Annotated in this window: 17 protein-coding genes; 13 read left to right on the top strand and 4 right to left on the bottom strand. The window is 68.9% G+C overall.

Going from position 1 to position 12,645, the window contains the following annotated elements; all coding sequences use genetic code 11:
* The first annotated feature begins 1 nt into the window (after position 1).
* Positions 2 to 889, top strand: a complete 888-nt coding sequence (locus NKI68_RS17240; protein ID WP_254544360.1) for a hypothetical protein — start codon at positions 2 to 4, stop codon at positions 887 to 889.
* Between the two features lie 56 nt (positions 890 to 945).
* Here NKI68_RS17240 and NKI68_RS17235 read toward each other — a convergent pair whose 3' ends face one another.
* Positions 946 to 1,500: an NUDIX hydrolase gene (locus NKI68_RS17235; protein WP_254544359.1), complete on the bottom strand. Its 555-nt coding sequence runs from the start codon at positions 1,498 to 1,500 to the stop codon at positions 946 to 948.
* Positions 1,501 to 1,804: 304 nt separating this feature from the next.
* Between NKI68_RS17235 and NKI68_RS17230 the strand changes: the two genes are divergently transcribed.
* The 8 genes from NKI68_RS17230 (at position 1,805) to NKI68_RS17195 (ending at position 6,984) form a co-directional block, all read left to right on the top strand.
* Positions 1,805 to 2,473 carry a helix-turn-helix domain-containing protein gene (locus NKI68_RS17230; RefSeq protein ID WP_254544358.1) on the top strand — a complete coding sequence of 223 codons (669 nt, stop codon included), beginning with the start codon at positions 1,805 to 1,807 and terminating at the stop codon, positions 2,471 to 2,473.
* A 75-nt stretch (positions 2,474 to 2,548) separates the two neighbouring features.
* Positions 2,549 to 3,205 carry a helix-turn-helix domain-containing protein gene (locus NKI68_RS17225; protein ID WP_254544357.1) on the top strand — a complete coding sequence of 219 codons (657 nt, stop codon included), beginning with the start codon at positions 2,549 to 2,551 and terminating at the stop codon, positions 3,203 to 3,205.
* A gap of 105 nt (positions 3,206 to 3,310) precedes the next feature.
* Positions 3,311 to 3,718 carry a DUF7344 domain-containing protein gene (locus NKI68_RS17220; protein WP_254544356.1) on the top strand — a complete coding sequence of 136 codons (408 nt, stop codon included), beginning with the start codon at positions 3,311 to 3,313 and terminating at the stop codon, positions 3,716 to 3,718.
* 198 nt (positions 3,719 to 3,916) lie between these two features.
* Positions 3,917 to 4,582, top strand: a complete 666-nt coding sequence (locus tag NKI68_RS17215; RefSeq protein WP_254544355.1) for a helix-turn-helix domain-containing protein — start codon at positions 3,917 to 3,919, stop codon at positions 4,580 to 4,582.
* Between the two features lie 186 nt (positions 4,583 to 4,768).
* The gene (locus NKI68_RS17210) at positions 4,769 to 4,969 is read left to right on the top strand and encodes a DUF1918 domain-containing protein (protein WP_254544354.1); all 201 of its coding nucleotides are present in this window, start codon (positions 4,769 to 4,771) and stop codon (positions 4,967 to 4,969) included.
* A 10-nt stretch (positions 4,970 to 4,979) separates the two neighbouring features.
* The gene (locus NKI68_RS17205) at positions 4,980 to 5,405 is read left to right on the top strand and encodes an RNA-binding protein (RefSeq protein ID WP_254544353.1); all 426 of its coding nucleotides are present in this window, start codon (positions 4,980 to 4,982) and stop codon (positions 5,403 to 5,405) included.
* A gap of 279 nt (positions 5,406 to 5,684) precedes the next feature.
* The gene (locus NKI68_RS17200; protein WP_254544352.1) at positions 5,685 to 6,380 is read left to right on the top strand and encodes an RNase P subunit p30 family protein; all 696 of its coding nucleotides are present in this window, start codon (positions 5,685 to 5,687) and stop codon (positions 6,378 to 6,380) included.
* Positions 6,364 to 6,984, top strand: a complete 621-nt coding sequence (locus tag NKI68_RS17195) for a class I SAM-dependent methyltransferase (RefSeq protein WP_254544351.1) — start codon at positions 6,364 to 6,366, stop codon at positions 6,982 to 6,984. Before NKI68_RS17200 ends, NKI68_RS17195 begins: the two co-directional genes overlap by 17 nt.
* A 425-nt stretch (positions 6,985 to 7,409) precedes the next feature.
* Here NKI68_RS17195 and NKI68_RS17190 read toward each other — a convergent pair whose 3' ends face one another.
* On the bottom strand, positions 7,410 to 8,072 hold the full coding sequence (locus NKI68_RS17190) for a helix-turn-helix domain-containing protein (protein WP_254544350.1): 663 nt from the start codon (positions 8,070 to 8,072) through the stop codon (positions 7,410 to 7,412).
* A 335-nt stretch (positions 8,073 to 8,407) separates the two neighbouring features.
* On the opposite strand from NKI68_RS17190, the gene NKI68_RS17185 reads away from it, so the two are divergent.
* The 3 genes from NKI68_RS17185 (at position 8,408) to NKI68_RS17175 (ending at position 10,480) form a co-directional block, all read left to right on the top strand.
* On the top strand, positions 8,408 to 8,887 hold the full coding sequence (locus tag NKI68_RS17185; RefSeq protein ID WP_254544349.1) for an Rpp14/Pop5 family protein: 480 nt from the start codon (positions 8,408 to 8,410) through the stop codon (positions 8,885 to 8,887).
* Between the two features lie 2 nt (positions 8,888 to 8,889).
* Positions 8,890 to 9,636, top strand: coding sequence for an archaeal proteasome endopeptidase complex subunit alpha (psmA, locus tag NKI68_RS17180; protein ID WP_254544348.1), 747 nt, complete (start codon positions 8,890 to 8,892; stop codon positions 9,634 to 9,636).
* 118 nt (positions 9,637 to 9,754) lie between these two features.
* The gene (locus NKI68_RS17175) at positions 9,755 to 10,480 is read left to right on the top strand and encodes a ribosome assembly factor SBDS (RefSeq protein WP_254544347.1); all 726 of its coding nucleotides are present in this window, start codon (positions 9,755 to 9,757) and stop codon (positions 10,478 to 10,480) included.
* Positions 10,481 to 10,536: 56 nt separating this feature from the next.
* On the opposite strand, the gene NKI68_RS17170 is transcribed toward NKI68_RS17175, so the two are convergent.
* The gene (locus NKI68_RS17170) at positions 10,537 to 10,743 is read right to left on the bottom strand and encodes a hypothetical protein (protein WP_254544346.1); all 207 of its coding nucleotides are present in this window, start codon (positions 10,741 to 10,743) and stop codon (positions 10,537 to 10,539) included.
* Positions 10,744 to 10,830: 87 nt separating this feature from the next.
* Positions 10,831 to 11,145 carry an FUN14 domain-containing protein gene (locus NKI68_RS17165; protein ID WP_254544345.1) on the bottom strand — a complete coding sequence of 105 codons (315 nt, stop codon included), beginning with the start codon at positions 11,143 to 11,145 and terminating at the stop codon, positions 10,831 to 10,833.
* An 84-nt stretch (positions 11,146 to 11,229) separates the two neighbouring features.
* Here NKI68_RS17165 and hflX point away from each other — a divergent pair, with 84 nt between their 5' ends.
* Positions 11,230 to 12,549 (top strand): GTPase HflX, encoded by a 1,320-nt coding sequence (gene hflX, locus NKI68_RS17160; protein WP_368410873.1) that lies wholly within the window; start codon positions 11,230 to 11,232, stop codon positions 12,547 to 12,549.
* Positions 12,550 to 12,645: the final 96 nt, after the last annotated feature.

Below are 12,645 nucleotides of genomic sequence, written 5' to 3'. Positions count from 1 at the left end.
CGTGAACCGACACGGCGCGCTCGACGCGCTCACCGTCCGCGCCACCGCCGCGCTCGTCGGTCCGCGGATCTTCTCCCGGCGACTCGAGAGCCCGCCGCTCGCGGAGCACCTCGACGCGGTGCGCCTCGACCGCCCGCCGCTGACGCCGGGGACGCACGAACTGGTGGCGCGGACGCTCGTCGGGCGACTGCCGCTCGGGCTGGTCGTCGCGGAGTGGCACGGCCCCGACGCGCCGACGCTCCTCTACCACCACGGGAGCGGCGAGCGGCCGGACGCGGACGACGCCGCGACGAACTCGTTTCGCGACGTCGTCCGTCCCGCGGACGGACCGCTCGGCGCGAACTGCATCGCGATCAGGGCGGCCTTTCACGACGTCCCGTCGATGGCGTACCTCGCGGCGATGGAGTCGCTCGACAACTTCGCCGCGATGGTCGCCGCGTCCGCGGCGCTCGCGCAGGCGGTCGTCGAAGGACTCGACGGTCCCGCGGCCGTGTCCGGTATCAGCCTCGGCGGGTTCGTGACGAACTTCCACCGGGCGGCGTTCGACACGGCGGACGCGTACGTCCCGATGCTCGCGGGCGCGGCACCGGATCTGCTGTTCACCGCCTCGGCGTACCGCCACCTCACCGCCCCGGAGGCCCGGTCGCGCCCGGGGGTGCTGCGCGAGGTTCTGAACTTCGAGGCGGCGTACGACGACGCCGAGTCCGGGGGCGTCGCGCCGCTGCTCGCGCGCTACGACCGACTCGTCGAGTACGACGAGCAGCGCGGGTGCTACGACGGGATGGACCTCCGGACGGTGGAGAAGGGGCACGTGACCGCCGCCGTCGCCCACGACGCCCTGCGGGCGCACCTGCTGGACGCGTGCGCCGACGTCGGCGCGGCGAGGTGACCGCGTGCGGGAGTCGTCGGGGGCGACCCGGCGGACCCGTCACGTGCGTCGCGCGGTCACAGCGCCTCCGCCCGCCAGGCGAGCAGTTCCTCGCGGTCGCGCGTGTCGGCCGGGAGGTCGGCGAACCAGCGCGCCTCGCTGATCTCCCCGTCGGGATCCGTCACGGTCGGCTCGACCGTCTCCGCCCGCGCGGCGAAGACCGGGAGGACGCCCCACGTCTCGTAGTTCCCGTGACGGAGTTCGACGCGGGTGAGCATCGCCAGCCCCTCGTAGGTCACCTCGACGCCCGCCTCCTCCGCGAGTTCGCGCCGGGCCGTCTCGCGGAACGACTCGTCGCCGTCGACGCCGCCGCCCGGGAGAACCCACATGTCGACCCCCTCGTGGCGGACGAGGAGGAGTTCGCCCGACTCGCGGTGGACGACCGAGTGAGCGCCGTAGGGCGCCCCCGTCGCCCGGATGCGCTCCGCGAGCGTCTCGAACCGCCGGCGCGAGACGGCGCGCTCTCGCGTGAACTCGAGGGTGCCGTCCGAGTGCTCGCACAGTCGGTGGTACGCCCGCTCGGCGCGCCGGGACGCCTCGTCCGCGAGGAACCACAACTCGTCGAGCGTCACGGTGAACCCCCCGCTGTCCCGTGATCGTTCATCGTCTCGGGTACGTCGAGCGTCGGGAATAAGGCTTCGTTGCCGACCGGAGCGCGGGAGGCGTCACAGACTATCTTAACGCTCTATAACGTAATCGTTCGCTTAACTATTAATGAGGTCTTAACCAGCTTAGATCTCTGAACTATCTGAAGTCGGATCGATGTATCGACCGGCTACGGTCGTCTCGCGGGGCGAACTCGGCGGGTGCGGCCTCGTCGAATTCGATCGCCGGGGTAACCTTTACGCCGCTGCTGCTCGGCTACCTACGTAGCGCATGGCAGTCATTGCCGAAGTCGCCCTTCCGCCGGACGGCTTTCCCCTGGGTACGCTCCTCACTGCCGATTCGGACGTACACGTCGAGTTCGAACGGATCATCCCGACCGATGGTGACGCCATGCCGATCCTCTGGGCGTGGGGGAGCGACATGGAGGCGTTCGAACGGCGGCTTCGAACCAGTGACGACGTGGGCGAGCTGACGCGTCTCGTCCGGACCGACGGACGCACCCTGTACTCGGTCACGTGGTGCGGCGAGGCGAAGGGGTTCATCGACGGGCTCGCGGTCACCGATGCGCTCATCCTGCGCGCGCACGGTCACGACGACGAGAGCTGGCACTTCCGCCTGGTGTTTCACTCCCACGAGACGCTCTCGGAGTTTCACAACCACTGCCTCGAGATCGGTCTGTCGTACACGCTCGGTCGCGTCTACACTCTGTCCAATACTGGAACCGAGGGCGGCGGCGTCTCCCTGACCGACGAACAGCGGGAGGCCCTCTTGCTGGCGCTCGAAGAGGGGTACTTCGACACCCCGAGCGAGGTGACGCTCACCTCGCTCGCGGACGAACTCGGCATCTCCCAGCAGGCGCTCTCCCAGCGCATCCGCCGGGGTAACAAGGCGATCCTCGAACACGTCCTGCTGGGCGCTTCGAGTGCATCGGTCGAGTGACCCCGTCCAATCGTAAATATACCTTGTTGGAACAAGGCAGAGACAGATCCTGGCGGCGAATGATGGTTCGCCGCAATGGCCGTCATCGCCGAAATCTCCCTCTCACCGTCCTACTTTCCGCTGGGTTCGATTCTGAACGACGCGCCGGATCTCGCCGTCGAGTTCGAACGGATCGTTCCGCTGGGGAGCGGCTCACTGCCGCTCTTCTGGGCGAAGAACGGCGACCTGGAGGCGTTCGAGCGGCGCGTCGAGGAGAGCGGACAGGTGACCGAACTCACCGCGCTCGAGCGGTTCGACAACCGCGTCCTCTACGCCGCCGAGTGGAACGAGACGGTGCGGGACTTCACCGACGCGCTGACCGTCACGGACGCGGTCGTCCTCCAGGCGCAGAACCGAAACGAGAGCTGGGACCTACGGCTGATCTTCCCGACGCACGAACACCTCTCCGAGTTCCACAACGCCTGTCTCGACGGTGGCATCTCCTACTCCCTCGGCCGCGTCTACACGTTGAGCGATCCGATCCTCGAGAGCGATCCACTCGACGTCACGCCCGAACAGCGACGGGCGCTCCTCCTCGCGCTCGAACGCGGATACTTCGACACTCCCAGTCAGTCGACGCTTTCGGATCTCGCGGACGAACTCGACATCTCCCAGCAGGCGCTCTCCCAGCGCATCCGCCGGGGTAACAAGGCGATCCTCGAACACGTCCTCCAGGGGGAGGATCGTCGGTGACGAGCGCCGGACGAGCGGACCGGGGACGCCCGCGGTACGGGGGCACTTCAACGGCTGGACGTAACAAGGGAGAACGTGTTTGGTCCGGCGGTCGGTCGTGGGAACGTGAATCCTGGTGAATCCGATCGCCGCGAGGCGATCACCGGAGGTACGGCCGAGATCCCGAGCCGGGTCCCCCGGGACGAGTTGCTCGACGTTCTCGCCGACGCGAACCGACGCCGCGTACTCGCCCGTCTGAGCGCCGCGTCGGACGAAGTCGTCACCCTCGACGCCCTCTGCGAACGGCTGTACGAGCACGCCGCTCGCGAACCCGAGACCGACCCGGAGAGGGACCGACGACGCCTCGCGATCCGCCTCCACCACACGATCCTCCCCCGACTCGACGAGGCCGGACTCCTCGAGTACGACCCCCGTCGGGGACGGATCAGGTACGCCGACCGGCCGACCGTCGAATCGTTGCTCGACGAGATAGAGGCGCTGACCGACGAACTGACGGACGAGCCGGAGAAGTAGCGCTCTGACCCCGGACGCGAGCGACGTTCTCGACGCGGCGATCGTACGACGCGCGATCACGACCACGACCACGACTATCCCCACGACCATCCCCACGACCACGACCGCGAGCGGGACGTTCGACAGCGTCCCCCGCCGAGAGACGCCGACCCCCCACCGACGACGATATACGGTCCCCCCGGTTAGCCTTCGGGGATCATGGGGGGTACTGTCGCGGAGGTGGAGATACCGGCGAACGAATTCGCGTTACGAGAGACGCTCGAGACGTTCGAGGAGGTCGAGTTCGACATCGAGCGCCTCGTCGCCCACGACATGGACCGCGTCATGCCGTACGTCTGGGCGCTCGGCGCGGACTCCGAGGCGCTCACGGCGACGCTCGACGCGGATCCCAGCGTGGAGAACCTCCGGCTGCTCGTCGACGGCGAGGAGGAACAGCTCTACCAGATGGAGTGGATCGATCGCATCCAGTCGCTCGTGCACCTGCTCGTCGAGGAGGACGCGACGATCCTCGCCGCCGTCGGAAAGGGTGACGTGTGGCGCTTTCGCGTCCTATTTCCCGAACACAGCGCCCTCTCGCAGACGTACGAGTACTGCGAGGAGAACGGTCTCGCCCTGCGGTTCACGCGGATCTACCGGCTGGACGAGGGGCGTCACAGCGAACTTGGGCTGACGAAGATGCAACAGGAGACGCTCACCACCGCGGTCGACCGGGGCTACTACAAGGTCCCCCGCGACGTCACCGCGGCCGAACTCGCCCACGAACTCGGCATCTCCCACCAGGCGCTCTCCGAACGCCTCCGCCGGGGCCACGAGACCCTCATCAAACACGCGCTGATGACGGGCCACGGCGACGACGGCGACTGACGGAGTCGGCGACACATCGATGGATCCACGACGAATCGCGATCGATCGACGGTGAATCGACGGCGACGGTGAATCGACAGTGAATCGACGCCGGATCGACGCCGGACCGACGCCGGACCGACGCCGGATCCGTCGTCCGTCGGGCAAATCACGGCCTTTTTGTCCCGGCCTCGGGTACCACCTCGTATGGCATTCGAAGAGGACGACCGCGTCGTACTGCACGACCAGCACAGCGAGTTCGACGGGCGGACGGGGACGATCACGCAGGTCGTCGAGAACATGTTCGGGAACGCCACCTACACGGTGAGCTTCGAGGACGGCCAGGAGCAGGGCGTCCCCGAGGACTCGCTCGAGGCCGCCGACGAGAGCGAAGCGAGCGAGGAGTAGCGCCGCGCGGATGTCGGGCGTTCCCTTCCACTACGTCGACCTGCAGGCGTTCGCCTACGCGACCGAGGACGAGCGACGCGTCGAGGACGCCCTCCGGACGTTCCTCCCCGAGGAGTTCCCGATCGAGCGCGCCGAGAACGTCGGCCACCACGGCGACCGCATCGTCGTCCGCTCGGCGCGGGTCGAGAACGCCGACGGCATCCGTCACGTGCTGTCGCGACTGGCGACCTCGGACGACCTCGACCAGATCCTCGGCCAACTCGACCGACGCGTCACCGAGGACTGCGAACTCTACCTCTACCTCGACAAGCAGGCGGCGTTCGGGGGGCGGGTCGCGCTCGGGAAGGGCATCTCCTTCCGGGCCAAGGTCGAGGCGTACCCCGCGCGGAAGGACGCCGCCGTCGAGAACGCGCGGGAGACGCTCGCCGATCTCTGAACGGTCGCCGATCGATCCCCGACCGACGGCGCTCGACGATCGGAGGCCGCCCCGAAACCGCCGGCACCCCGATAAATATCACCTTGCCCGTTGTTTTCACGGCGTAACAGGCTCGTAACTATTCGGACGTCGTCCGTCGGATCGGACGGCCGCGCGAGTCAGGCGACCACCGTGACGAGCGCGGCCGTCCGGCGTGGCCCGGCACGCCGGACCACTCTTTCCCGGGACCGACGCCGCCCGGAACGCAACCGTCAAACCGTCCACCGCGGAACGGGGGGTATGTACGAGGCCGTCCACGTCCGCCCCGACGGGGAGAGCACCGTCGCCCGCATGGCGCTGACCGCCGCCGAGCAGGGATACGAGGGGCTCGTGGTCCGCAACCACGGCGACGCGACGGCCGACTACGACGCCGAGGCGATCACCGCCGAGTACGGCGTCGACGTCGTCGACGGCGTGGAGGTGCGCGCCGAGCGCCGCTCGCGGGCGGCCGGGTTCGTCACGAGCCACCGGACGCGACGTACGGTGGTCTGCGTCCACGGCGGCCCGCTCAACCGGTTCGCCGTCGAGGACGAGCGCGTGGACGTGCTGGCACACCCGATGGACGGCGGCGACGTCAACCACGTCCTCGCCCGCGCCGCCGCGGAGAACGGCGTCCGGATCGAGTTCGACCTCTCGCGGGTGCTCCGCGCCGACGGCGGCCCGCGGGTGCGAGCCATCGCCGACCTGCGAAAGCTGCGCGAACTCGTCGCGAAGTACGACGCGCCCCACGTCGTGAGCGCCGACGCGCGGGGGCACCTCCAACTGCGCGCGCCGCGCGAACTCGTCGCCGTCGGCGAGGTGATCGGCCTCGACGCGGAGTGGATCCGCGAGGGGTTGCGCGAGTGGGGTCGACTCGCCGCCCGGAACCGCGAGCGGCGGTCCGATTCGTTCATTGAGCCGGGGGTCCGACGTGGGAGGTATGAAGAGGACGATTGAGGAACACGCCGACCGCTTCGACGAGATCGCCGCCGACTACGACGACTCGCAGAACCAGACCGAGGAGTACCGGGCGTGCGTCTCGCTCGTCGTCGACTACGCCGACCCGGGGCCGGACGACGTGGTCCTCGACCTCGGCTGCGGGACGGGGGCCATCGGGCTGGCGCTCGCCGGGCGCGCGAAGCGCGTGGTCGGCCGCGACATCAGCGAGGGGATGATGGAGCGCGCCCGCGAGAAGGCCGCGGACCTCGGCCTCGACAACGTAGAGTTCGGGAAGGGGACGTTCCGCGACCCCGCGTACGACGGGGCGGTCGACGTGGTCGTCTCCAACTTCGCCATGCACCACCTCGCGGACGAGGAGAAGCGCGAGGCGATCGAGGCGATCGCGGCCCTCGGCCCGCGGCGGTTCGTCCTCGGCGACGTGATGTTCTTCGGGTCGCCCGATCCCGAGAACCCGCTGTACAGCCCCGAGGTGGACGACCCCGCCACCGTCGGGATGCTCGCGGACGCGCTCACCGACGCCGGGTTCGCGCTGACCGCCGTCGAGATGGTCCACGAGCAGTTCGGCGTGCTGGTGGCGGAGCGGGCCGAGGCGCGCGAGTAGCCGCTACCCCACGAGTGGGTTCTCCGCGCGCCGTACGGAGTCGGGCGTGGCCCTCTTCCGCTTCGAGCGCTCGCGAGGGACGGCTGTGGGACGTTCGAGTACGACGGCGCGACGGCCGGACCGTCACTGCGCCGAAAAAACGTCGTAGGCGCGGTCGTTGATCGTGGGATTTCGACGATCGCTTCGTGTCCGAATCCGCCCGGGCGCGATGCATCGGATGGCACACGTAGCGGAAGCGCTGCCCGACGGACCCGGTGATCGATCGCTTACTGCTGATGATTTCGTCCGGGGACCGCGCCTACTATCGGGAGGATAGGCCGGAGCAAGGACCTTCGCGTGCGAGCGTACCGGGCTTTATGTCCGAGACGTGCGCCGCCGCCGCGAACCGTCGATCCCTCGAGCGCGGGAGGTCCCCTCGCTCTCTATCACGTGCCGGGGTCCCGGGGCCCGATCAGGAGCGTGTTTCGGACGAGGTTCGCGGACGCACGCCGGAGCCGCTGAGAGACGGCGTTCGAGGAGATACCGAGGATCTCCGCGAGGTCGTCGGTCGAGACAGTGCGCGGGATTTCGAAATACCCCCGATCGAGCGCCGTCACCAACGTTTCGTACTGCTCGGCGGTCAGGCCGTACTCCCGCCGGCGCGGTTCCGTCGGGCGGTAGAGCCTGTTGACCTCGAACGCGTGCCCCTGCTCGGTGAAGTGGCGCTGGAACGTGGCGACCTGTCCCTCCTCGGCGAAGCGGAGCTTGAATCGCCAGCGTCGGGACTGCGCCTCCGCCTCTAGGATGACCGCGTGCTGGTCGATCATCTCGTTCACGAGTTCGATGACTCGATCGCACCACTGCACCTTGTACAGCACGCTGCCGTCCACTGCTTCGATGACGGCGGCGTCCTCGACCGTCGGATCGTCTCGGAGCGCCGCGATGAAGGCCTCACGATCACCGCCGCTCGCCCACAGGAATGGGAGGGCCCACTCGGCGCTGTGCGTGGCCACCCGTTCGGCCTCCAGTGCCGTCTGCGGGTTGTCCTCGAGTGCTCCTCGGAGCGCGAACGACTCGGTCGGGACGGTACAGTCCGCGATTACGCTCATACGCCCGTCTCACCTCGGAGCCGGATAACCTCCCGGCTTACCGCTCAGTTCGAGCGAACGTCCGGGCCGCTCACCACCGCCGAGGGAAGAGTACACGGGGAGTTCGCCGTCCCGGTGCCGAATCACACCGGTCGTAGGACCCCGCTCGTACAGTCGGGGCACGCTCTCGCCCCCTCGTGTGCGAACCGCCGAACCATCGCCCCGCACACGTCGCAGCCGTATAACCGAGCGCCGCCCGAACCGACGGACGGACGCCGGCGGCGCTCGGCCGCGAGCGCGCGTTCGAGCGACGCGATTCCGAGCGATTAAACCCCCGCCGACGCCGACTTCGGGACGTGAGACACCTCCCGAAGCACCTCCGCCCGCGCTGGCGCTACCTCGGGGTCGGTCTCGAGGGCTGGCCGGACGCCGACTTCGACCGCGGGGCGTTCCAGCGCGAGGTGTGGTACGCCGCGCAGAACCTCGTCGGCGACGCGGGGAGCGCGGCGCTCGACCTGAGCGTCTACGGGTTCGCCTTCGAGGACGGCGCGGGGTACGCGGTCGTCCGCGTCCGGCGCGGCGAGGTGAGCCGGGGGCGGGCGGTCCTCGCCTGCGTCCGCGAGGTGGACGGCCACCCGATCGGCGTGACCGTCCGGGGAGTCGGGGGGACCGTCCGGGCCTGCGAAGAAAGGTATATACGGCGCCCGCCGGAACTTTCGGAGGAGAACACCGTCGCGTTCGAGGGCGCCGAGCGGCCGGCAGTCGCGCGGGACGACCGCGTCGACGTGCGGGTCGAGTCGGGGTTCGCGGGGGCGACAGGACACGATCTCAACTAACGATGCAGGGTCAAAGTCAACAGCAGGCCTACGACCGGGGGATCACCATCTTCTCCCCGGACGGACGGCTCTATCAGGTCGAGTACGCCCGCGAAGCCGTGAAGCGCGGGTCCGCAAGTATCGGCGTTCGAACGACCGACGGCGTGGTCCTCGTCGCGGACAAGCGCATCAGTTCCCCGCTCCTCGAAGGATCGAGCGTGGAGAAGCTCCACAAGGCCGACGATCACATCGGCATCGCGAGCGCGGGCCACGTCGCCGACGCCCGACAGCTCATCGACTACGCCCGTCGGCAGGCGCAGATCAACCAGCTGCGCTACGGCGAACCCATCAGCGTCGAGACGCTGACGAAGGCGGTCACCGACAACATCCAGCAGTACACGCAGGTCGGCGGCGCGCGCCCCTTCGGCGTCGCGCTCATCATCGGGGGCATCGACGACAGCGGCCGTCCCCGCCTGTTCGAGACGGACCCGTCGGGCACGCCCTACGAGTGGAAGGCGCTCGCCGTCGGCGCGGACCGCAGCGCCATCGAGGACTACCTCAAGGAGCACTACCGCGAGGAGATGGACCTCGACTCGGGCGTCGGCCTGGCGCTCAACGCGCTCGCGTCCGTCAGCGACGACGGACTCCGATCGGACGGCCTCGGCATCGCCACCATCGACGCCGAGACCGAGCAGTACGACGAGTTCGACGAGGAGAAGATCGCGTCCTACCTCGAGGAGCACGACCTCCTCGCCGACGAGGAGCAGTAACCGCGCGGTCGCGTCCGATCGCGCCGCGCCCGGCGCTGGCGTCGCCGCTCGTCGGTCCGCGTCGAGACGGCTCGCCGCCGAAGAAACACACTTTAGGAGCGAAGCGGTATTCTCCGTCATGATTTCCCTCGACGAGGCGGTGACGGCTCGACTCGAATCGCACGGCGCTCGATTCGAAGTGCTCGTGGACCCGGACGCCGCGCTGGCGATCAAACGCGACGAATTCGACGGGGAACTGGAGGAGGTCATCGCCGCCGAGGACGTCTTCGAGGACGCCTCGCGCGGCGACCGGCCCGCCGAGAGCGATCTCGAGGACGCGTTCGGGACGACCGATCCGATGGAGATCATCCCCGAGGTGATAAAACGCGGCGAGATACAGATCACGGCCGAGCAGCGCCGCGAGATGCAGGAGCAGAAGCGCCGCCGCCTCGTCGACCGCATCGCGCGCAACGCGGTCAACCCGCAGATGGACAACGCGCCCCACCCGCCCGAGCGCATCGAGCGCGCGCTGGAGGAGGCGGGGTTCACGGTCGATCCGATGCTCCCCGTCGAGGGACAGGTCGACGACGCGCTCGACGCGCTCCGTCCGATCATCCCCATCCGCTTCGACGAGGTGGTGATGGCCGTCCGCGTCCCCCCGGAGTACGCCGGAAGCGCGCAGGCGCGCATCCGTCAGTTCGGCGACCTCCAGCGCGAGGAGTGGCAGAACGACGGCTCGTGGGTCGGCGTCGTCGAGTTCCCGGCGGGGCTCCAGAACGAGTTCTACGACCTGGTCAACGAGACGTCGAGCGGCGAGGCGGACACGCGGATCATCAAGGACGAGGACGAACTGAGCACGCGGTGAACCGAGGCCGCCTGCCCCCGCCGCTCGTCCGTACCACCGACGCTATCGGGGCGACCTCATCGCGATCCGAGGGTTGAACCGGCAACCGCGACGGCGAAGCATCCGCCGAGGAGCGCGACCAGACCGCCGAGCGTCGTGGCTCGCGTCGGACGATCGATCGGGGCGAACGCGACCGCCGGTGAGACCGAGAGGGTGACGAGCGCGCCGGCGGCGAGGACGGCCGCGAGGACTGCGAGGTTCGCGTACGGGGAGTGGACGGGCATCGGTCTGTGGATTCGCTGATTCGGTAAAAGCTTTCTGTCGTCGGGTCGGGGTCGGTCGTGGCGATGTGACGGTGCGGACGACGGCGCTCACCCTGCCCTGAACCCGAGGAGGAACCCCGCCGCGAACCCGCCGGTGACGGAGGCCGTAGAGAGGAGCGACGTCAGCCAGGAGGGGGGCGCGTTCGAGGACGCGGCACCGCCGGCCTTCAGGAGACCCGCCGAGAGGCGTTCCCAATCGACGACGAGGATCCGCTGCGATTCGAGGTACTTGAACAGCGCGAGCTGGACGCCGACGAGGACGGCGACGAGCTTGGCGACCTTCTTGGCCGCGAACCCCGTCACCGCCCCGACGACGCTTCCCGCCCCGAGGTCGAGGCCCAACTGCGCCACGTCGACATTCATTGTTTCGTGATACTACACGCGGAAGACATATAAGGCTCTTTCGGCGAACGGCCCCGGAGTTATATACGAGGCTGTCGTACCCTCGTGCGAGTGACTGGCGCACAGAGAGACCCCGAAACGGCCGTCATCGCGAAGCGGGTCGACCGAGGGACGCCCGACACGGAGGAGGTGCGCGAACTGGCCCGCGCGGCGGGCTATCGCGTCGCGGGCGAGGTCACGCAGACCCGCAAGGAGGACCCAGCGCTGTGTCTCGGCGAGGGGAAGGTCGACGATCTGGCGGCGCTCGTCGCCCGGACGGACGCGGGCGTCGTGATCTTCGACAATCGCCTCGGGCCGTACCAGACGTACAACCTCGGCAATCGACTCCCCGACGGCGTCGAGGTCGTCGACCGGTTCCGACTCATCCTCGACATCTTCGGGCAGCGCGCGCAGACGCGCAAGGCGCAACTGCAGGTCGAACTGGCCGAGTTGCGATACGAACTGCCGCGCGTCGAGGCGAAGGTGAGCCTCGCGAAGCGCGACGAACGCCCCGGCTTCATGGGTCTCGGCGAGTACGACGAGTCCCGCGAGCAGGACATCAAGTCGCGGATCAGCCGCATCCGCGAGGAGCTGTCGCAGATCGAGCGCGACGAGGAGCACCGCCGCGAACAGCGCCGCGAGTCGGGGTTCGACCTCGTGGCGCTCGCGGGTTACACCAACGCCGGGAAGTCCACGCTCCTGCGCCGCGTGGCGGCGGATCTCGACGTGGACGAGAACGACGACCTCCACCCGGACCTCGACGCGACCGCCGAGTCCCAGGACGAGCTGTTCACCACGCTCGGGACCACGACCCGCCGGGCGGACATGGACCGCCGGGACGTGCTCGTGACGGACACCGTCGGATTCATCTCCGACCTCCCTCACTGGCTGGTCGAGTCGTTCAAGTCCACGCTCGACGCCGTCTACCGCGCCGACCTCGTCCTCCTGGTCGTGGACGTGTCGGAGCCGATCGAGGAGATACGCGAGAAGCTCGTCACGAGCCACGACACGCTCTACGAGCGCAACGAGGCCCCCATCGTCACCGTCCTGAACAAGGTGGACAAGGTCCCCGAGGAGGAGGTCGAGGAGAAGAAGGCGGCGCTCTCGGCGCTCGCCCCCTCCCCCGTCGCGGTGAGCGGCAGGGAGGGGACCGGCGTCGACGACCTGCTCGACCGAATCGACGCCGAACTCCCGCCGTACGAGCGCGAACGGCTCGTCCTGCCGATGACCGACGAGACGATGAGCCTCGTCTCGTGGATCCACGACAACGCCGTCGTCCACGCCGTGGACTACGGCGAGCAGGTGGTCGTCGACTTCGAGGCCCGGCCCGTCGTCGTCGAGAAGTCCCGGGCGAAGGCGGGCGAGTTACCCGTCCCCGCCGAGTGACGTCGCTTCCGAACCGTCGACCGCGCTCCGGTCGGGGCGGCGACCCTCCCCCGACCGATCCGACAGGGCCTTTCCGGCCCTCCCCGACGGTTCCGC

The sequence above is a fragment of the Halomarina pelagica genome (assembly GCF_024228315.1).
GTDB classification, from domain to species: Archaea; Halobacteriota; Halobacteria; order Halobacteriales; family Haloarculaceae; genus Halomarina; species Halomarina pelagica.
This window is presented reverse-complemented; position numbering and strand designations above follow the sequence as displayed.

What these genes read in the sequence shown, in the direction of transcription:
- NKI68_RS17230 (WP_254544358.1), top strand. Translation starts at nt 1,805, where the DNA reads ATGGCAGTCATTGCCGAAGTCGCCCTTCCGCCGGACGGCTTTCCCCTG.
- NKI68_RS17225 (WP_254544357.1), top strand. Translation starts at nt 2,549, where the DNA reads ATGGCCGTCATCGCCGAAATCTCCCTCTCACCGTCCTACTTTCCGCTG.
- NKI68_RS17215 (WP_254544355.1), top strand. Translation starts at nt 3,917, where the DNA reads ATGGGGGGTACTGTCGCGGAGGTGGAGATACCGGCGAACGAATTCGCG.
- NKI68_RS17210 (WP_254544354.1), top strand. Translation starts at nt 4,769, where the DNA reads ATGGCATTCGAAGAGGACGACCGCGTCGTACTGCACGACCAGCACAGC.
- NKI68_RS17205 (WP_254544353.1), top strand. Translation starts at nt 4,980, where the DNA reads ATGTCGGGCGTTCCCTTCCACTACGTCGACCTGCAGGCGTTCGCCTAC.
- NKI68_RS17200 (WP_254544352.1), top strand. Translation starts at nt 5,685, where the DNA reads ATGTACGAGGCCGTCCACGTCCGCCCCGACGGGGAGAGCACCGTCGCC.
- NKI68_RS17195 (WP_254544351.1), top strand. Translation starts at nt 6,364, where the DNA reads ATGAAGAGGACGATTGAGGAACACGCCGACCGCTTCGACGAGATCGCC.
- NKI68_RS17190 (WP_254544350.1), bottom strand. Translation starts at nt 8,072, where the DNA reads ATGAGCGTAATCGCGGACTGTACCGTCCCGACCGAGTCGTTCGCGCTC.
- psmA (WP_254544348.1), top strand. Translation starts at nt 8,890, where the DNA reads ATGCAGGGTCAAAGTCAACAGCAGGCCTACGACCGGGGGATCACCATC.
- NKI68_RS17175 (WP_254544347.1), top strand. Translation starts at nt 9,755, where the DNA reads ATGATTTCCCTCGACGAGGCGGTGACGGCTCGACTCGAATCGCACGGC.
- NKI68_RS17170 (WP_254544346.1), bottom strand. Translation starts at nt 10,743, where the DNA reads ATGCCCGTCCACTCCCCGTACGCGAACCTCGCAGTCCTCGCGGCCGTC.
- NKI68_RS17165 (WP_254544345.1), bottom strand. Translation starts at nt 11,145, where the DNA reads ATGAATGTCGACGTGGCGCAGTTGGGCCTCGACCTCGGGGCGGGAAGC.